Here is a 21064-nt window from a genome sequence, read left to right as displayed (position 1 = left end):
CTATACAATCTTGTGCAATATTAGTCCGATTTTGTGGGGAAGGAGCTTATGACGATGTTAGACCTGAAAGCGCTTCACGAAAATACCCGGATTGACCATAAATCGCATCCATTTCAACTCTTTGAGAATCGATTCAAGCAGATGAAAGCCGGCGAATGTATTTTATATTTACATTGGCACGAGCATTTTGAACTTATTTTAATGCGGAAGGGCAGTGTCCTTTTTCATATTGATAGTAAACCCTATACGGCACAGGCCGGCGAGCTTATTGTTATTCCAGGCGGCACGCTGCATGTGGGATACGCGGCCCAGGAGGGCGATGTGGAATACGACTCGGTGGTGGTGAATCCAGCCCTGTTTCAGGATTTTCTGCATGATCCAGTACATGTACAGTATGTGGCTCCCTATTTGGAGGGGAGGGTGAGATTCCCGGTAAAGCCTGCCGATCAGGACCAGGTCTGTCTTACCTATTACACCTTGATGCATGAGGCAATTGAAGAGATGTCCTTACGGCCGCCGGCTTATCAGCTTGTTGCCAAGTCGAAATTGCATGCCCTGTTCACGATGCTTGCCCGTACGTTTCTGCCCCAGCAACGATCAGAGCGAAGTGCGAGATCCTATTTTCCTAATCGCGAACGATTCAAGGAATTAATTGAACAGATCGAAGCGGCACCAACATCCAAAATCACAGTGACCGAAGCGGCGGCTCAGGTTGGGCTAAATACATATCATTTTTGCAAAATGTTCAAAAAACTAACCGGCCGGACATTCGTTGAATATGTGAATGGATGCAGAATGACAGAAGCGGAGCGGCTGCTGCGTGAGAGCAGTCTAACCGTAACTGAGATTGCCGCTAGAGTTGGCTGCGAGAATGCCAATTATTTTACTAAGCTATATAAAAAGCATAAGGGAGTGACCCCGTCACAAGGGCGGTTAGAGAAGGAACGTTAGGCGCTTTGGAGCTGATTATTGGATGGATGTATTGAGGTATTGAGGTGGTGTAATGGGTAATAGTGATGGGTATTCATTACTCTAGCCGATGAAAAAAAGAAAAAAACGGACGCTCGCATCAATCTGCGAATGCCCGTCGGAATCGTGTAAGTTAGTTTAGCGAAGCGAAGCTAGGCTGAATTAACGGATGTTATTGCAATGTAGCTTGTAACTATAACAATAATCATAAGACTACTTCATAAATCGGGAGAATAGCCGGTTGGCTTTTCTGGAGAGGTCGTCCAGCTTAATGTTGGCCTGATCCAGCTGGTTGTACCCCCATTTGATCGTTTGCAGCATGCGTGGAGACAGTGGTGTCCCCTTAATCCGAGGATAGATATTATGATACGCCCAGACAAGGTGTTCCCAGCGATGATCGTTACCGTCTTGAATGTATTCAGATACGTCCAGAACCTTACCGCGTCCTTCTTGGAGTAACACATTTTTCAAGTGAATGTCCCGCGGGTTGAGTCCACGACTACGAACCGCCTCGCGAGCTGCGTCCACATCAAGCATGACTTGCTCGGGAACGGGTATGCCCTTCTCCAGACATTCCAACAGTGTGTCCCCAGGCTCGTAGCTAATAACGAGAATATTCCTGCCGCTGCCATAATAGGTGGGGAAATAAGGTAAACCTTTGAGCTGCTCGTATACTTCCTTTTCGTTTTGTAACTTGTCCAGGGCATGATCCGAGTACATTTTGAAGGCGTATTGTGGCAAGCCGTGATACGTAAATACGGCTGCATCTGTACCTGTGCCGATGCACTGCAAGCCTTCCACTTGGCCAATGATGTCTACAAGCTCATTCCGGTCGCTTCCGATGACTTGGATCTGTTGTAACGCTTCTTCTGCCTGGAACCAATCCGGTCGATTCATGGGTGGTGCCTCCTTTAAGGATATGCCTCTAATCCTCATTCAAATGAATACATCTCAACTTGTGCTCAGCATGATGATATTATATAAACGATACGGATATCATCGGAAACGGTTGCGGGTATAAGAAAAAAACGGAAAGGCATAACTCACTAAAACGGAAAAGATGTAACTAGTGCGGCAGTAGATTAAAAGTTGTAAAATTGAGATACCAGCGAGTTACGTTAATGTTTCATCATGCTCACAATTTTAGCTCTGCTGCGGCATGAGTAGCATGAAATGAGCTCGAACCTATATCTTACGAACATGAGACACGCTATTTCTCAGATATGGCACTTACCCGGTATTTAGCGAACTCAGGACACCTTATTGTAGTTATAAGGAGTAGATCAGAGCACATTATTAACAGTTTTCGTGAAATAAGGTTGCTGGAGTTCGTTATAATTTCAATATGGCTCAAATATAGGTGATAAGCTCACCTGAGTTCGTTAGGACATTTCTGAAAACTCGCTGAAGAGTAAATTTTTTACTGCCTTTTCGCCCCCTGCTGAGTCACTTTCCCTTGACGTGCTCTGGCACGCCTGCGGAAAACTTCCTGGCTTAGAACGAAAATCGGCATATTAGGGGTTCTTCGGATTTTCAGACACGGGTATGATGAAGTGAAATCATTTATCGTATCTATTCCCAAGTTTGCTCATAATCAAAAGTGGACTTTTTGAACAATCACATACAGGGGTCTTGTACAGATCGTACGCAACCTACACTATGTACACAGATCCTGTTATACAGAAAGGCAGATTAACTTATGGCACAATACCCTCAGTGGTCTTACTCGCAGTCGCGGGCAAGCATGTTCGATGAGTGCCTGCGCAAATATTATTATCATTATTACGGAGCGCATAACGGCTGGAAAACGGAAACAGCGGATGAGATGCAGGTGCGGTTATACCGCTTGAAGCAGTTAAGCAATCTATACTTGGTGTTTGGTGATCTAGCCCACCGGATGTGTGAGTCTGCGGTACGCAGCAGAGAGGAAGATAAGGATAAGCCGCGTGAACATTTCTTGGAGCAGATGATGCGCAAATTGCTCAATCAGGCGTACATGGAATCCATGGATCAAGATCAGTGGCGACAAGATCCGAAGAATCGTGTGATGTTATCTGAAATGTATTACGGTGACGATACGTTGGACGACCGAATTGCTACGATTAAGGAGCGTGTCTCTGCTTGTGTTAGTAATCTCTATCAGACTCTGACGTGGGAGGACTTATCACGCGCTAGCACAACGATTCTGGAAATAGAGAAATGGGATACCATGTTGCTGCACGACACCCGTGTATATGTGAAGATGGACTTGTTGTACCGCCGTCGTAATGGCAACATTGTCATTGTTGATTGGAAGACAGGCAAAGAGGACGATTTCTCCGATCAGCTGATGTTGTACGCATCCTATGTCAAGGAGCATTACCAAGTTCCATTAGAGCAGATTGAGCTAAGAGTGGAGTACCTTTTGACAGGGACACACAAACAGTATACGGCAACGGAAGAGGATATAGCGAAAGTGGAAGAGAACGTTGGACGTTATATTGAAGAGATGCGGTCTTGTGTCGCGGATGAATACTATAATCGTCCGAAGGACGTCTCGTATTTCACACCGATGCCTTCGCGTCGTGCCTGCCGGGATTGCAATTTCCGAGAGGTATGCAGTGAGCGTGCTGTCTGAGCCAGGGGAGTAGTTCTGGGACATGTATGGACGGTATATTGCAAAATAAAACTAGAAGCGCCAATCTGGACAATACTGCCCAGACCGGCGCTTCTATTACGTTCCACAGGTTTAAGGAGAGAGCCTGTGGAACGATAATGTTCAAGATCATCTGACCGCCACGGGTCCTCCGTGAGCTGTCATCTTATTGGACGGTGGCTGCATTCTCCAGCGCCTGTCCTGTAGGGACATAGGCATGCCCGAGATCCCGGGCAACAGCCTCATACGTGATATGTCCATTCAGCGCGTTAACAGCGCTGCGAATAGACGAACTACCGCGAATCGCTGCAGCAGCACCATGGCTCGCGAGTTGCAGTGCATAAGGCATGGTGGCGTTAGTGAGCGCCACCGTTGATGTACGCGGTACTGCACCAGGCATGTTAGCCACCGCGTAATGAACGACTCCATGCTTCACATAGGTGGGTTCATCATGGGTTGTAATATGATCAATGGTCTCGACAATTCCACCCTGATCAATTGCTACATCCACAATGACCGAGCCAGGTGACATGGTCGTAACCATCTGCTCACTGACCAAGGTGGGAGCTTTGGCACCAGGGATCAGCACCGCACAGATGAGCAGATCGGCTGATGCTACCGCTGCTGCGATGTTGGATGGGCTCGACACCAGCGTATGGATCTGGTTACCGAAGATATCATCTAACTGGCGTAGCCGATTCAGATTCAAATCAAGGATGGTAACGTCAGCTCCGAGTCCAATGGCAATTTTGGCCGCATTGGTTCCAACCGTTCCTCCGCCAATAATGACAACTTTGCCGCGACTAACACCAGGTACACCGGATAGCAGAATGCCTTTACCGCCCTCGGTTTTCTCTAGAAGCTGGGCTCCGATCTGGGCTGACATGCGCCCAGCCACTTCACTCATCGGTGTAAGTAGAGGAAGTGTTCCGTTTACTTCCAGCGTTTCATATGCGATAGCGGTCACCTGACGTTCTATTAGAGCTTTGGCGAGAGCAGGTTCTGCGGCAAGATGAAGGTAGGTGAAGAGGATGAGACCCGGTCTGAAGTAGTCGTATTCACTTGCAAGAGGCTCCTTCACCTTCATGATCATATCGGATTCGGCCCAGATCGACGCGGCCTGCTCATTAATTTCTCCACCTGCCACTACATATTCTTGGTCTGTGAAGCCACTGCCAAGTCCAGCACCTTGTTCAATCATCACCTGGTGACCGGCTCTGACGAAATCAGCGGTTCCAGCAGGGGTTATTGCAACTCGGTTTTCATTGTTTTTGATTTCTTTGGGAATTCCGATTCTCATCACCATGCACCTCGTCCATTTATTGGTTGTTAGCTTATACTACAAGTTTATGACTTGAGTCGTCGTTTTGCACCTTGCTTAATGTCTATGTTTTTCAAGAAAACATCAACATATTGTCGAGAAAGTCTATTCAGGACATTTGTCTTTCGATTATAATGTAAGAAAAAATGACATCTAGGAGAGCCGATATTGAGAAATGATCGTGTGTTTACGATAAAGGATATGTTGGATCGTCCTGTTTTTGACAGAGCAAGGCTTGCAGCAGGTAAAGAGGGATTGTCTCGGCAGGTTGGATGGGTTCATGTGCTGGAGATTACCAATGTCTCTCCATTTGTTAGCCCTCATGATCTTATTTTATCCACTGGACTATGGCTTCAATCGGCAGAGGGTCGTGAGGAATACCTGTTGCAATTAATTGGGAGTGAGGCAGCAGGGCTATGCGTGGAGTTTGGCACAAGTATCTACAGCATTCCTGAACAATTAATCGAACTGGCTGACCGGCATCACTTTCCGTTGATTGTATTTGAACAACCGGTCCGTTTTGTCGAGATTACACAAGATATTCATTCACTACTCATTAATCACCAACACCAGTTACTCAAAAGTTTGGAGTCATACTCTCGCAAACTTCAGCAGTTAACAATTCAAAGTACAGATATGTCTGCAGTCATGAACCTATTGCATGATTATGCGGCCAAATCGGTGGTGTACATTTCCTCAATGGAGCCAGGGAGCTTCGTTCCAGATCTGCCACCTGAGTCTGAACAGGCCATCTATACGTGGTATGAGCAGGAGGTGGAGCATCTGGATCTGAATGATTCTGATACAGAATTATGGTTCCATCTGGATGAGGACAATGTGCTGCTCTGCCATCCGGTTGTCTGTTTCGGTCAGGTTTTCTCTGCGGTAGGTATGCTTGTCCATCCAACAGCGCCTGTGGAATATCTCAAACTGCTGTTGGATTACACAGCCAAAGCCGCAGCAACGCTCACCTTACGATCCCAGTTCTTAGAGGAAAAGATGGTGCGGAACCAAAATGAGCTGATCCAGGATCTGATGAACGGGAATATTCATCAAGAGGAGCAGGCGCAGACTCGGATGGGATTACGTTTGCTGGCAAAAGGACAGTATTGGTTCGCAGGAGGGGTCATGGAGATTGAGCATCAATGGAAGGGAACAGGTCGGGAACGAATGGAAGCTAACCATCAAGATATTCTCGTACTGCTCCGCTCCTTGCTCAAAAAGAACAATTTAACGAGTTTAATTATGCTGAAGAATAATCAGGTATACTTGAGCTGTGCGAAGGAAGAGATTAACCTGTCGACGCGTGATCAGCTGCTTCGAGCACTTGAAGGTATTGTTGGGGATATTACACGATTTGCGAGTCGCAATCTGAAGCAAGTCGCAATTCGTGTAGGTTTTGGCAAGTTAAGAAGCCGCTTGACTGAAATGCATGATAGTCTCCAAGAAGCATATCAAGTCATTGAAGTTTCACGAACTGTAGATCAGATGGAACATATCCATTTCTACGAACGTATGGGTATATATCAAATGTTAAAAGCTTTGCCTCAATCCTTTCTGCAACCATTCGTCAATGACCATCTGGGTGTGCTGATCGAGCATGATCGTGCATATCATCTCCGGCTGGTCGTAACACTTGATGCTTATCTACGTAGTTTTGGCTCCAAACGGGATGCTGCTGCCCGATTATTTATTCATCGGCAGACATTATATAACAGGTTGGAGAAGTTAGAGGAGTTGCTTGGTTCGGACTTCATGGATCAAGGGAGAAGAATCTGTCTGGAGATGGCGCTTCTCGCCCATGCGATGATTGAGGATGAACCGCTTCGCCGTCGTTAGAACCTAAGAAGCATAGCTTAGGGAGTGTTCATTCCATTGGTTCCAAACGATGGCTTAGCATTTTTTGCTGATGCGGTATGTGTGTTGCATTTCTGTAGTCAGAAAGGGCTTATGTAGTATCATACGGCGTCCACGTTTTAATTTCGGTTGATGGGTGATAGAAGCAAGTGATAGGAAGGGGGGCGCCACTAAACGATACGGGGATGAAGCGCGTTTGGCTTCCGAAGTCTCCGTCTTGGAGGAAAGAGTCCTCATTTGGCGAATCCACTCATTTAATTGCTCTGGATTGATTCCGATTTGCCCGCTCAGATTACAGATATCGAGGTTTTTTCTCACACAAATCCGCCTTTCCGAGAATTTCGAGAAGTATAGATGATGAAAGGGAAGCATGAAATTCGAAATCAGTTGATCAGTGGAATGCATTCATCAATACGTTGTTAAACGTTTACATGTCCGTAATGAAGTCTTTTCTATAATTTGGCTTTTATCGAGATTTTATCATTTTATACTTGATTATGCGTCTCAATATAGTCTCAATTTGATTGAAAAATAAAGTATATTGAAAGTACTAGTACTAGTACGGAGGACATAGATGGGAAACAGTGGTGAATCACGATATGATAGTTATTTTGGTCAGGGTAAACGATTTGTCGGACGAATTCGAGAATTGAATATGTTGAATCAATGGTTTGCCGATTCGGTAGCGCCGCTCACTATTTTTTCGATAACGGGAATGGGGGGCATAGGAAAATCCTCCTTGCTCTCGGAAATGATGGCTGTATCTCGTAATCGGGAGGCAACTGCAATCTGGATGGATGGTAGATTCTGTGGCTCGACCCCTTCGGTTTTCTTGGATTATCTATCTTCTGCGGTAGGACTGGAGACGATGGAGAGTGGAGGGGATTGTCCGCCATTAAGTCGTCTGCGCACTGCATCTGCTCGGAATCGATACGTTATTGCGGTGGATAACTATGAGGAACTGGTTTTGTTGGAAAGTTGGTTTCTTGAGGTATTTGTTAATAAAATACCAGCTAACGGTGTGCTTATTATTTTGGCATCCAGACCAGAGCCTGCTTCAACTTGGCGGACACATCCCCGTTTACAACAATGTCTAGTTCAGATGCCGCTGCAGCATTTCACAGATGAAGAAGTAACGAATTATATTGCAGGTGTGGGTACGTTGAATCGCCATATGGCAGGCAAGATCGCTCGTATGACGGATGGTCATCCGCTGGGTCTTGCACTGGCCGTAGAAGCGGCAGATCAGCATTGTAATATACCTCTGAGGGAATGGGCTGAATTATCACATATGGTCAGTGCCCGTCTGTTGCATGAACTGACATTGCCCAGCTTGCAACCGATGGTAGAGGTGTTAACCTTACTAGAGACCGCGAATCAAGAATTGTTATCCTCTGTACTGCAAACAGAAGTGACGCTACAGGAATACCAGGTTCTGAAACGGATGTCGTTTATTCGCTCTGACCCGAGCGGTGTGGTCTTACATGATCTAGCACGATTACATTTACTGCGGGATTTCCGTCAACGAGAACCGCAACGAGTGCAAGCTATGCGTGTTCGCATTGCAGGTATTCTGAGACCGTTGCATGAAAAAGCGAAGCCGCATGAGCGTAATCAGATCACGAGAAAAATGCTGTTATTATGCCAAGAGTCCATGCTACAACACCGAAAATACGCAGATGTTTCTGCTGACTCCCTGTTCTCGCCAATGGAGGCGATGAGGAAGGAAGACATGCCGTCACTTCAGCAGCTGTTGTGGCAATGGTGCCAATATAGCGTAGAACCTTGGCAGGCACCGCTATATCGTGATTTTCTGGACGAATTGGCACGTCGATACCCGGAAGGCATTGTGGTCATGCGGGATAAGAGCGGTGAACCGATTGCGATGTTCATTACTGTTTTTTTGCACCAGGAGAGCAGTGAGATTCTACTGAAATATTTTCCCGATGAAATGCAGGAGTGTTTCACGTCTGGTGAAATGAAGGTTGACCCAAATCAGGCGGATACACATTATGCGGTTTTGGTAGCGGCTAGAGATGATGTACCCGGATATAAGCGTGAAGAGCTTGTTGGTTATATGGCGCTGGATCGGTTGTCATTACTTGGGGATGGGGCTAGAGTAATGCTGGTGGCCACTAACTCGAATCTTAAGCTTTTTCTGCAAAGTATTGGTTTTCAAATGCGAAAAACGCGTACCCGTGTGTGTGACCTGTATGACGAGCAAGCTGACGTATTAGAATTGGATCTGCGCAAAGAGAGATTCGGGGATTGGGTCATGTCTCTGCTGAACACAGAGACTTTAGCTAACGGTTCCTTCCATACAACGACGGTTAAGGAACGAACGCCGTGGACGGAAACGGACGTCCGCAAAATGCTGTCGCTATTGCATTCTCCTGGAGAATTGCAACCTTACGCGGAGCGAATGAATAGTATGGAGAATGGCATCCAATTTCAGGTGTATGTGCTGGACTTACTTGAGGGAAGAACGCATGGTATCTGTCAGCAGGATCAGTTGCTGCTGTATGCTGCCTATTGGACACATGCTGGCAATCCAACTGCCGCTGCACAGGTATGTTCCATGAGTCGTGCGACCTTTTATCGTCATCTACGAGCTGCCCTGAAGCGGTTAGCACGGGTGTTATAAGTCAGGATACGCGTTAGGATTAATCGAGAGTAGTTGAAAAAAATGAATTGATGCATAGTTGAAGAAATGAATGCATGAATAAATAAATACAAAAAGACACGCAGTGGAGGCTAGTAAACCGTTACTGCGTGTTTGGTGTGAGCACTTATTTATTTCTATGGAACTTACAACGATTCAGGTTTGAATAGCGGGGTGTTGTCTAACATGGCCATTCGTACCGCAGCAGAGCCCTCAGACTTAAGTCCTCAAACAGGTACCCCTTAGTCGCCCTTCGTACCCTTAGCCAGATCTGGAAATGAATTATAGACCAAGCCGCTTCATCCGATTGTATAACGTTGCTCTTGAGATGCCGAGCTGACGAGCAAGGGTGCGTTTGTTTCCTCCCACGTCTTGTAGATATTGGAGTAATAGCTCTGATTCAAATGCATCAAGCCGATCCTGATAAGAAGAGGATGAAGGTTCGCTGGACATTCCTAACGTCTCCAAATTAGTTTCATCAGTAGCATCAGTAGCATGAAGCCCGCTGACTTGTGTCTCTGAGTGAACAACATCTGAACTTGCATAAGAATTAAGAGATAGCGCCTGCTGATTGTTGTTGATCAGTTCTTGGTTCATCGATATAAGTAGCGATTCGGGTAGATAATCTGCCTTAACCTCGCCATCCGTGGTGAGGATGGTAATTCGTTCGATGACATTCCTTAATTCCCTTACATTACCCGGCCAGTCATATTCGAATAACAGCTTGAACACGGCTGGAGGTACGAGTTCAATATGCCGGCTATATAACAAAGAGAACTCCTGCAAAAAGGTCTGTGTTAATTCATAAATATCTTCCTTCCGTAGACGTAACGGAGGAATGATGAGATTAATGACATTCAGCCGGTAGTATAGATCCTCTCTAAACTGACCACGTGCGATCATGTCCCTTAAATTCTGATTGGTTGCTGCAACGATCCGGCAATTCGCCTGCTTCATGCGTGTTCCACCTACGGCAAAGTAGCTTTTCTCCTGCAAGACACGGAGTAACTTAACTTGTAGCTCCAGCGGCATCTCGCCGATCTCGTCTAGAAATAATGTTCCGCCTTCTGCAAGCTCAATTTTGCCCTTCTTGCCCTTCGGATCAGCCCCGGAGAAGGCTCCCTTCTCATAACCGAACAATTCACTTTCGAACAAAGAAGCAGGAATGGCACCGCAGTTTATGGCGACAAAAGGTGCAGTTTGTAATTCGCGTAGATCATGAATGGCTTTGGCAAATAGCTCTTTACCTGTACCGCTCTCCCCGAGAATGAGTACTGTCGCTGAAGTGGTGCTAATTTTGCGGATTGTTTCCAGGCATTGTTTGATGACTGGGCTGCTGCCTTTGATTTTGGCGAAGGGATCTACGTCCGGACGCAGCCTGGCGACAGCTTTTTCTAGATGTTGAACCTTGGAGGTCATGTGCAGCAATTCCTGGTGAAGTCGGATTTCAGTTGTTATATCCACTTCAGCTGCGACTGCTCCAACAATTTGGCCATCCAGATACACTGGACGTGCATTGATTAAAGCGAATAGATCAGGTCTCGGTTGATGCTGTTTACGATATACGGTTTCGCCGGTGTAGAGAGTTTTGAGTGATTGAAGTCGGTCAAGTGGGAAAAAATCCGCAGCGGGCTGGCCGATGATATCTTCTCTACGAATCGAAAATACATGCTCTGCATCGGATGTCCAGTAGGCTACTTTTGCCTCCTCATTAATTAAAGTGAGTGCAGTACCTGCTGTTTCAAGTGTGGTTTCAAAGTAAGCTTCCAAAAGGCGATGGGCATGATACATCTCTTGCAGTAGATCGGCTGCGGCAATATAACCGAGTATGTGTTCTGCTTCGTCTTGAATTAATACATATGGACTGGCATAGAAGAGAGGCAGGCAGGTTGCCAGCTCCGTCGATGAATAGACTGTTGGTATAGGTATTCGTTTATGGGATGGAGCCTTATCGGTTTCGGACGTTTGGGGTATCCACGAATATCCTGACGTATCGCGAACAAAGACTGGTCCCTGAGAAGTTTCACGGTGAGTTGGTTGTGAAGCTATTCGATGAGTATACTCCATAATGGTCTCGCCCTGAATGATGAGGTCAGTGCGTAATAAGGACATCAGATTGGGAAGTAAATGTTTCAATACGATCACCTCAATTAGAACATTGCATTATTTAAAAGGAAGTATGTGTAGTCCTTCTATAACCAATGGATAGGACACCCATAAGTTAAACATATTATAACTTTCCAAATGATGTATGTATATATTTTTTGACATCAAATGGTTAGGTATGGAGGAGCTACGTCGCAGATTATATAAATCAGGTGAAGTATGCGTTTACAAAATGATATGAATTGTAAAAATGCTGATATGACGTTGTTCTCGCGTTATAAAAGGTGATATACAAGTTATAAAATGTAACATCATATTGTTTTGATTTTTAGATAATTTACGGATATGTTTAGGATAGATTTGCAAGAGATTACCGGTAGGTGTCTAACTATTTGTACACTTCAATTTGGGGATGTTAAATTTTTAGACATTGTTGGGGGTTGTGAAATGAGATGGGTAGGAGGAACATGGCGAACATGAGGAAAGGCGAAGGAAGCGCGAAGAAACATGCCAACATGCCAACCTTGAGAGATGCAGGCTGGCATGAGATGAAAGTGAACACGTATTATCTGAACATATTTTTGACAACCATCCAGAGGTTAGCCGGTTTCTCCGCCAGTCGGCGAGTATAGTAAGGGTACCACATCGTTCCATAGGGAACGTAACAGCGAATCCGATATCCCTCTTGCGCCAATCGCTCTTGCTCACTCATGCGTAAGCCGTACAACATCTGAAATTCATACGCATCTGGCGAAATTCCTCGATCTTTCGCGTATTGCTTCGTCCATGAGATGATGTGATCATCATGTGATGCAACAGCGGTATAGACACCTTGGTCGAGATGATGCCGAATCATCAATTTGAACTGTTCAATCACTTCGGATGCATTTTGGTAGGCCACCTCAGCAGGTTCTTTATAGGCGCCTTTGACCAGCCGGAGCCGAATCCCTTCCCGAATCATATCCCGTGTGTCTTCTACTGTTCGATGCAAATACGCCTGTAGCACCGTACCTGTGTTCACCAGTCCTTCACCATGCAGACGGCGAACGATATCCAGCGTCGCTTGGGTAAACGGACTGTCTTCCATATCGATTCTCACAAAAAGATCATGTGATTTCGCCTGTGCAGCAACTGCGCGAATATTCTGATAACCTTCTTCCGGGTCAAGGGCAAGCCCCATCTGTGTAGGTTTCAGTGATACGTTTGAATCTGCCTGCTGACGAGCAATACCATCCACAAGTCGTAGATATTCATCCCGATACAATGCTGCTTCGCTCAAACGAGTAATCCCTTCTCCGAGATGATCAAGGGTCGCCATGATGCCTTTTTTGTTGAGTATCCGGATCTCTTCAAGGGCTTCCTCGAGTGTATTACCGGCAATAAACTTCCCAGCGAGCTTTTTCCCATATTTAATAGATAAATTCTCTACAGCTTTGTTGCCTGCAACAGTTAACAGCGTTTTGCGGTACATCTCCGTTCCAATACTCATCCTGCTTCCTCCTTATGAATCATGCTCCTGATACCAACATATCTAGCAAGAATCATGCCAATCTGTAGCGTTGGACGTGTGCATCATCAATGACATCTGTAAACCACCTAATTTCACAAAAAACTATAAAAAAATATTCCTACCTCAACCGGAGTTGGCACGGATCTTGCTACATATATTGGATGAGACCCAACCAGCGAATCTATATAGGTTCAACTAGACGGTTTACACGAAAACGGAGAGGACAGAAATAACCTGAAGAAGCGGAGCGTTCGCCTTTATCCCGGGATTCCCCCTTTGAAAAAAGGAATTAAAAGGAATCTGGGGATAACAGCGATCGGAAGGTTGTTCTGTTATCGGAGTGGTCAGTGTAAACAATCTTTTGTTGAACATATATCACATCCTGAAGGAGGAATTATTTTATGAATATCCCTTTTGTGAACGAACCCTTTACGTCTTTTGCTAACCCGGCCAACCAAGAGGCTTTTGAGAATGCGCTTCGTCAGGTGGAATCGGAGTTAGGGCAACAATATTCTATGATCATAGGCGGGCAAAAGGTAACTAGCTCTCGCACATTAACCTCCGTGAATCCTGCCAATAAAGAGCAGATCATTGGCACGATATATCAAGCCGATCAGGAGCTGGCAGAGCAAGCAATCCAGACTGCGGCAGAGACATTCCGTTCGTGGAAGCATACAGACCCGAATGAACGCGCACGGTTGTTGTACAAAGCGGCAGCTATTATGCGTCGCCGGAAGCATGAATTCTCTGCTTGGCTTGTATATGAGTCGGGGAAGACATGGCCAGAAGCAGATGCAGATACAGCGGAAGCGATTGATTTTATGGAATTTTATGCCCGTGATATGCAGCGGCTGAGTCAGCCTCAGCCACTGACACGAATTGCAGGAGAAGATAATGAGCTAACCTATATTCCGCTTGGCGTAGGGATTGTCATTCCACCATGGAATTTCCCATTCGCCATTATGGCAGGCATGACATCAGCAGCACTCGTTGCGGGCAACACCGTTGTATTGAAGCCAGCTAGCACAACGCCAGTAATAGCGGCGAAGTTCATGGAGTTGCTGGCTGAGGCGGGATTGCCAGACGGAGTCGTCAATTATTTGCCAGGGCCAGGAAGTGAGGTCGGTGATTATCTGGTGGATCATGCGTTGACTCGGTTCATTAGCTTCACAGGTTCAAGGGATGTTGGACTGCGTATCAATGAGCGTGCGGCTCGCACGGCACCAGGCCAGAAGTGGATCAAAAGGGTTATTGCTGAGATGGGCGGTAAAGACTCCATTGTGGTTGATAATGATAGCGATCTGGAGCTTGCAGCAGAATCGATTACCGCATCTGCGTTTGGTTTCTCAGGTCAGAAGTGCTCTGCTTGTTCCCGCGCCATTATTCATAAGGATGTATATGATGAAGTGTTGCAAAAAGTGATTGAGCGCACGAAGCAGTTGACGATGGGAAGTCCGCTCGAAGTAAATAGCCAGGTTGGCCCTGTCATTGATGACAAGGCATATGCCAAAATTAATGAATATATTGAAATAGGTAAAAGCGAAGGAAGGTTGGTACTGGGCGGTGGAACAGGCAGTGCAGAAGGTTACTTTATCGAACCGACTATTATTGCGGATGTTGATCCACAGGCTCGCATTGCGCAGGAAGAGATTTTTGGCCCCGTGCTTGCCTTTATTAAAGCAGAGGACTTCCAGGATGCTCTGGATATTGCCAACAATACAGATTATGGTCTGACCGGTGCGGTAATCTCACGGAATCGTGAGCATTTACAGCAGGCTAGACAGGAGTTTTTTGCAGGTAATTTGTATTTTAACCGCAAATGTACTGGCGCGTTGGTGGGCACTCATCCTTTTGGCGGATTCAATATGTCGGGTACGGATTCCAAAGCAGGCGGCAAAGACTACCTATTGCTATTTACCCAAGCGAAGCTGGTGTCGGAGAAATATTAAATACGTGCTAAGCACCGTCCTTTTTGAACACGCATTTTAAGGGCATGCGCTCTAGATTCTTGTGTTATGATGTGTTCAAAATATGTACACCAATACGTGCTCAAAATGAATATGCTCGTGCCTCGATATAAGTTCTCACACTGCCACTAAGGAGGGAGACGGATGCTTGGAATGCAGTTGGTGCAGGAGCAGCGTGTACGACTGTCCATCACACCAGAGATGAAACAATCCATTCAAGTATTAACGTTGTCCAGCCAGGATTTGGCTCGTTATCTTCAGGATGCAGCAGCAGATAATCCCGTTCTTGAGATTGAAGAAACCACAGCACGAGTAGCTCGCCTCCCTGTGCGGCTGAATCGAGGTGGGGGAAGCTCTTCATATGATCCGTTACTACAGGCCAGAGGAGCTGAACCTACGCTTGAACAGTTGTTGACGTCACAGATTCGTGTACTCGCACTGTCTGCGCGGCGGAGAGCAATTGCAATATATTTGGCTGGTTGTGTCAATGACGAGGGTTATCTCACGGTTGATCTGACTGAGGTGACTTCGTTACTTGGTATATCCATGGATACGGCGATGGCAGGACTGGATGTGCTGCAATCGCTCGATCCGGCGGGTGTTGGTGCCCGTAGTTTATGCGAGTGCTTGCTTCTGCAGATAAAGCGTGATCCATCTGCTGCTCCTTATGCGGAACAGATGGTGGAGGCAGGACTGGAAGCCTTAGTTCCCTTCCATCCAGGCCGAGCAGGTACAAGGTTAGCGATCACTTCTCAACAAGCGCAGAAGGCTTATGATTATATTTCGAGTTTGAACCCTAAGCCTTGCCGCTCCATCGGCTCCAAGGAATATCCGCACTATATCATTCCGGATGTGGCTGTAGCTGTTCGAAACGGAGTGACTTGCATTCGACTGTGCTCAGCAGGTATCCCGCGAGTATCTATTAACGAAGAGTACGCTCATTGGTTCAGAGATCCTTCTACGGATGAGTCTTGGCTTGCACGTACAGCAGAAGCAAGAGCGATCATTCGTAGTGTATATTTGCGGCGGGGGACATTAATACGCGTGGTGGCAGCGGTACTGGAGGAGCAGGAACGCTTTATGTCTGAGGGGCTATCTGGATTAAAGTCACTGAGCATGACAGCTATTGCTGACAAGATTGGCATGCATGAGTCAACAGTAAGTCGCGCCGTCCACGGGAAGTATGTTCAAACGCCGCATGGCGTATTTGAATTGAAGGCTTTCTTCACTTCAGGCATTGCAACAACACAGGGAGAACAGATGTCGGCATCGGCAGTAAAGTTGAGGTTAAAAGCATTGATTGCTACGGAACGTGCAGATCGCCCGTTCTCCGACAGTGCCTTAGCTACATTGCTGCAAAAGGAGGGCATCATCCTCTCGCGTAGAACGGTCGCGAAGTACAGGGAAGAGCTGCAGATCTTATCCTCGCTTGAGCGCAAGCGATGGGGATAAATAAGCAACGGATATTACTACAGTGGTTCGGTATTGAACCACACCATAACGATAGACAGCCCCCATTAACCGAGTCATACCGGTCTATGGGGGCTGTTAATTTTTATATTTTGTTGTGTTCTGTCCAGATGGCGAGTCGTTTGAACAATTTTAAAAAAACGGACTATTGCTCCATATTAAGCAGGAATCGCTCCCCAGCAATACCTGGTGTTGTCATCTGCTCTGGATGCAAAATTTCCTCAAGCTCTTCTGGGGTCAATAGACCTCGCTCCAGAATGATTTCTTGCAGAGAAGCACCTGTCTTCAATGCTTCTTTTACAATTGAGGCTGCCACATCATAACCGAGGTGTGGGTTGAGAGCTGTGATGACACTGAAGCTCTGTTTCATAATGATTTCACAGCGTTCCCGATTTGCTTCCATCTCTTCGACAGCGTAACGGGTAAATACGTCGATACCATTATTCATAATTTTCAATGATTGTAACAAGTTAAACGCAATGACAGGACCCATGACATTCAGTTCGAATTGACCTGCTTCGCAAGCCATGCAGATGGTATGGTCATTACCCATGACCTGGAAGGATACCTGGTTAATGACTTCTGCCATAACAGGATTCACTTTACCCGGCATAATGGATGAGCCTGGTTGGCGCGGTGGCAGGCGTAATTCGTTGAAGCCTGCACGCGGACCTGAAGCCATCATACGAATGTCATTACAGATTTTGGAGAGATTGACTGCACATACTTTAAGCGCAGCGGACAGTTCCATGTAAGCATCTGTATTCTGAGTTGCATCTACGAGATCTTCTGCCGTTTGCAGCTTCAATCCCGTAATATCCGCCAGATGCTCTGTAACTTTAACGATGTATTCGGGCTTGGCATTCAGACCTGTACCTACAGCCGTAGCACCCAGGTTGATGGTCAACAGGCGGCGATTAGCAAAATCGAGACGTTCCATGTCACGTCCAAGCACACGAGCATACGCACCGAATTCTTGTCCAAGTCGAATCGGCACCGCATCCTGAAGGTGGGTACGTCCTACTTTGACAACATCGTCGAATTCCTGCTCCTTCTTACGGAAGGCATCCTGAAGCCGTTGCATTGTCTTCAGCAAGGTTTCCGACAGATGATATGCTGCGATGCGAAGGGCTGTAGGAATGACATCGTTCGTTGATTGGGACATATTGACATGATTGTTGGGATTACAGTGGAAGTAGTCTCCTTTGTTCTGCAACAGCAGCTCCAGTCCACGATTGGCAAGAATTTCGTTCATATTCATATTCATGGAGGTGCCTGCACCACCTTGAATGGAGTCTACAATAAAATGATCAATATGATGACCCTTCATCATTTCTTCAGCAGCCATGACGATCACATCGCCAATTTTGCGTGGCAGCATTTTTAATTCCATATTCGTGACTGCCGCTGCTTTCTTAACAGCAGCCAGAGCCGTGATCAGTTCGCGATGCACGGGAACGCCGGTAATGGGGAAGTTTTCTACTGCCCGTACCGTCTGTATTCCGTAGTACGCATAGTCAGGAATTTCTTTTTCACCGATAAAGTCTTTCTCAGTCCTTGTGGACATTTCGTTCGCCTCCAGTGGCATCCAAAAATAGGTCAACTCTGGCATAGCCAAAGCGCACTCAGTATATCATTTAAGCAAAATGGATGCCAAGCTAAATCATTTGACCCTAAATTCCGATAAATAATTTAAATTAAAAATACTACCCGACGTTGAAGCCAACATGAGATGATATAAGGTTATAACATGCGATAGGGACGGATGTACCTGTTTTGTGCACGAGTTGAAGGGGGAATCATTCATCTTATAAATTATGCGCTATAAGGATGGAAGGGTATTCACAATAGCGTTTTCAGTGATAAATATCACATGTATTTTAGATAACGATTGGTAAAATAGGAAAAAAGGACTACGAGGTGCGAATATGAAATGGACTTTAGGCGCAAAGACGGTCGCAGGTCTGGTATTGATTTCAATTATTACATATGGAACTAGCGGCTTTTTTATATTTTTTTTACAGGATTGGTTCTCATTCGATATTCCCAGCTGGTTATACATTTCAGTTGTTCTTGTGATGGGGGTATGCTGGAACGGCATCCTCGGTTATTTTGCATCACGGTGGCTGACACGTCCGATTGTACGTCTGGCCAAAGCAGCGCAGCAAGTTTCATCTGGAGACTTAACTACAGAAATTCCACAACGGCGTGCCGCTGATGAGCTTACAGTTCTGTACGATGCTTTTCGGGCGATGGTTACGAATCTACGTGGCATTGTGAACGATATTGCGGATAGTACACGGACAACATCCCAGAATGCCCAGTCCCTAAGTGAAGCTATTACACAGGCTGCTGAGCAAATAGAGATGATGTCAGATGCGGTAGATCACATCGCTGTCGGCGTAGAGGAGCAAAAAGTAACATCTCAGCAATCATTAGTGACTGCCGACGAGATGCTTGGCGATTTTCAACGTATGCAGAATCAGTCCATGGGCATGGCTGAAATGTCCGGTCAGATGGAACGTTCGGTAGAGCATACGAAGGAGACTTTCTCTTCCCTGATGAAAGGGATGGACGAGCTGGCTGTATCGCATAACCGTTCTCGTGACATTATGGTTCTGCTTGAAAAGGAAGCTTCGGATATTGAGGCAATTACACAATCCGTTAAGAATATCGCAGAAGAAACTGGGCTGCTTGCCCTTAATGCATCCATTGAGGCTGCACGGGCAGGGGAAGAAGGCGCTGGATTCGCTGTCGTTGCACAGCAGATTCGCAAACTCGCGGACGAGAGTAAAGATTCCGTACATCGGATTAACGAATTAATTAGCCGAGTCCAGCAGCGGATCAGAGACACTGCTCAATTGATTCACGAACAGCATGGACTTGTCGTGAATGAATCCCAGCGGACGATTAATGTAGATCAGACGTTGCAGGAATTAACGGGATCTGTGGAAGTGTTCATGAGAGGTGCACATGATATCGGCCTCAAAATCGCAGATCAGACGGGACGCGTAGAATTGACACATGGTCATGTGAAGCAAATCCAAGGTAAAGCAGGTTCATTCTCGGATGAAGCCAAACGGATTATGAGCGCTGCACATGAAGAAACGGCGATTATGGAGGAAATCTCCTCTTCTGCTGAAGAGCTGAGACAGTTAACTGATCGTTTGATGGACAAGACAAAAGCATTCCGGATGCAGCCTTGAGCTGTGTCTGGAGTGTTTTTTTACTTTATTTGCTAAAAGAAACGTTATAATTTTGCTTATTTTGGTTAAACCCGAACGTTCTTTCGTAAAATGAAAAGTTTGTAAAGATATTTTTATTAAACATTAACAAAAACGCAACGCTTGGGCGATAAATGACGGTATAATAGTCATATTCCATGAAAAAAGAAGGAGCCCAGTATATTGAAAACGACTTGGACAGGTATCCTGCTGATGATTATTTTGGCGGTAGCTACAATTAGTACAACTTCCGCTGCCAAAACAACCAATGTACAACAAAAACAGCTTAACATAGATGAGCATTCCAGCCAGACCGAAGCGGTTGTGGCTTCTGATATCGAAACAACAAAAGATCATTCACTCCACATGGAGACATCTGCGCCAAGCAACAAGGAATATGTGTCGGTAGCTCCAGAAAATGATGCCATCCGATTATACCCAATGCAAGTAGAGGGTTCTGGATATATATATAAAGGCTTAGTGCTTGAAGCAAACGGTAAAACTCGCGAGTTCAGTGATTGGACAGCAGAGGGTGGAAGCAACAAACCGGAAATACATGAGATTGATCTGAACGGTGATGGGCAAAAAGAGATTGTCGTTATGTTTACGCAAGGTCATGGAACGGGAATTTATTTAGGTCAGGCATACATTATTCATCCTGAAACGTTGGAAGTCATGAAGATGCAATCTTTAGAAGATATTGTGAAGCAGCATGTGGAATCGAATATTAATATTACGGCAGGTCAGGTGGCAATTGACGTGTCCATTGATGGGGTTAAGGGTGATCCCATTCGGATAGTGGAAGACACAGAAGGACTGCAATACTATGATCAACTTCTGTTTGGTGATGTCATTTATTATGGTTTGGAGAACGGACAGCTGGTTGTATCCGTATCGGGTGCCTACGGTTTTGCCGTGTATGGCGGTGAATTGAAGTTCGCTTATGGCTATGAGGATGGCGAGTGGAAAGCGGTGAACGTGCACTATACGAATGAAGAATACGAAGATGGATATGAAGAGTCCTTTGATTAAGAGCTATTTAAAAGTTGATTGTGAGGTTCAATAGACTAACCTAATTGAATGAACTGTACGACATGAACAGTGGGGCTGAAAAAAATCGGGAAGTTCAGCCTCATTTTGTGCTGTCTAAAAACAAACCTCAACTGCACCTTGAGTTGGCTGAGCTCGGCGGTTCGCAGGAAGTCAGAATCATAGACCATAATAATACAACGCTCAAATCGTTCAAAGTTGCACCGGGGGATGGATTAATAAGAAAACGAACCATTATGCAAATAAAAACGATTATTGTGCCTCCCACACCACATGATAGTAGTGGTATGGGA

General features: G+C 45.8%; 13 protein-coding genes. 8 read left to right on the top strand and 5 right to left on the bottom strand.

Annotated features, from left to right (window positions below; genetic code table 11):
* Positions 1 to 54 precede the first annotated feature (54 nt).
* Entirely contained in the window at positions 55 to 951 is an 897-nt protein-coding gene (locus MH215_RS11730; RefSeq protein WP_239290350.1) for a helix-turn-helix transcriptional regulator, read from the top strand.
* Between the two features lie 231 nt (positions 952 to 1182).
* Here the strand turns inward: MH215_RS11730 and MH215_RS11725 are convergent, their stop codons facing one another.
* The gene (locus MH215_RS11725) at positions 1183 to 1866 is read right to left on the bottom strand and encodes a protein kinase family protein (RefSeq protein ID WP_239290349.1); all 684 of its coding nucleotides are present in this window, start codon (positions 1864 to 1866) and stop codon (positions 1183 to 1185) included.
* A gap of 802 nt (positions 1867 to 2668) precedes the next feature.
* On the opposite strand from MH215_RS11725, the gene MH215_RS11720 reads away from it, so the two are divergent.
* Positions 2669 to 3586, top strand: coding sequence for a PD-(D/E)XK nuclease family protein (locus MH215_RS11720; RefSeq protein ID WP_239290348.1), 918 nt, complete (start codon positions 2669 to 2671; stop codon positions 3584 to 3586).
* 184 nt (positions 3587 to 3770) lie between these two features.
* On the opposite strand, the gene ald is transcribed toward MH215_RS11720, so the two are convergent.
* Positions 3771 to 4904: an alanine dehydrogenase gene (ald, locus tag MH215_RS11715; protein WP_239290347.1), complete on the bottom strand. Its 1134-nt coding sequence runs from the start codon at positions 4902 to 4904 to the stop codon at positions 3771 to 3773.
* Positions 4905 to 5093: 189 nt separating this feature from the next.
* Here ald and MH215_RS11710 point away from each other — a divergent pair, with 189 nt between their 5' ends.
* Together MH215_RS11710 and MH215_RS11705 are read left to right on the top strand one after the other, a co-directional pair.
* Positions 5094 to 6764 (top strand): PucR family transcriptional regulator, encoded by a 1671-nt coding sequence (locus MH215_RS11710; protein WP_239290346.1) that lies wholly within the window; start codon positions 5094 to 5096, stop codon positions 6762 to 6764.
* Positions 6765 to 7356: 592 nt separating this feature from the next.
* Entirely contained in the window at positions 7357 to 9426 is a 2070-nt protein-coding gene (locus tag MH215_RS11705; RefSeq protein ID WP_239290344.1) for an nSTAND1 domain-containing NTPase, read from the top strand.
* Between the two features lie 300 nt (positions 9427 to 9726).
* Here the strand turns inward: MH215_RS11705 and MH215_RS11700 are convergent, their stop codons facing one another.
* Positions 9727 to 11580 (bottom strand): sigma-54 interaction domain-containing protein, encoded by a 1854-nt coding sequence (locus MH215_RS11700; RefSeq protein WP_239290342.1) that lies wholly within the window; start codon positions 11578 to 11580, stop codon positions 9727 to 9729.
* Positions 11581 to 12115: 535 nt separating this feature from the next.
* A complete protein-coding gene (locus MH215_RS11695) occupies positions 12116 to 13039 on the bottom strand; it encodes a proline dehydrogenase family protein (protein ID WP_239290340.1) in 924 nt (307 codons plus the stop codon).
* Between the two features lie 422 nt (positions 13040 to 13461).
* On the opposite strand from MH215_RS11695, the gene pruA reads away from it, so the two are divergent.
* Together pruA and rpoN are read left to right on the top strand one after the other, a co-directional pair.
* Complete coding sequence (gene pruA / locus MH215_RS11690) at positions 13462 to 15009, top strand: L-glutamate gamma-semialdehyde dehydrogenase (protein WP_239290338.1); 1548 nt, start codon at positions 13462 to 13464, stop codon at positions 15007 to 15009.
* 162 nt (positions 15010 to 15171) lie between these two features.
* Positions 15172 to 16479 carry an RNA polymerase factor sigma-54 gene (gene rpoN / locus MH215_RS11685; protein WP_239290336.1) on the top strand — a complete coding sequence of 436 codons (1308 nt, stop codon included), beginning with the start codon at positions 15172 to 15174 and terminating at the stop codon, positions 16477 to 16479.
* Between the two features lie 163 nt (positions 16480 to 16642).
* Here the strand turns inward: rpoN and MH215_RS11680 are convergent, their stop codons facing one another.
* Entirely contained in the window at positions 16643 to 18064 is a 1422-nt protein-coding gene (locus MH215_RS11680) for an aspartate ammonia-lyase (protein ID WP_235540455.1), read from the bottom strand.
* Positions 18065 to 18425: 361 nt separating this feature from the next.
* Between MH215_RS11680 and MH215_RS11675 the strand changes: the two genes are divergently transcribed.
* Positions 18426 to 19703: a methyl-accepting chemotaxis protein gene (locus MH215_RS11675; RefSeq protein ID WP_239290334.1), complete on the top strand. Its 1278-nt coding sequence runs from the start codon at positions 18426 to 18428 to the stop codon at positions 19701 to 19703.
* A 201-nt stretch (positions 19704 to 19904) separates the two neighbouring features.
* A complete protein-coding gene (locus MH215_RS11670; protein WP_239290332.1) occupies positions 19905 to 20753 on the top strand; it encodes a hypothetical protein in 849 nt (282 codons plus the stop codon).
* Positions 20754 to 21064 lie beyond the last annotated feature (311 nt).

The sequence above is a fragment of the Paenibacillus sp. ACRSA genome (genome assembly GCF_022346845.1).
Lineage (GTDB): Bacteria > Bacillota > Bacilli > Paenibacillales > Paenibacillaceae > Paenibacillus.
The sequence above is the reverse complement of the archived record's forward strand: the minus strand, read 5'-3'. Positions and strand labels throughout refer to the sequence as shown.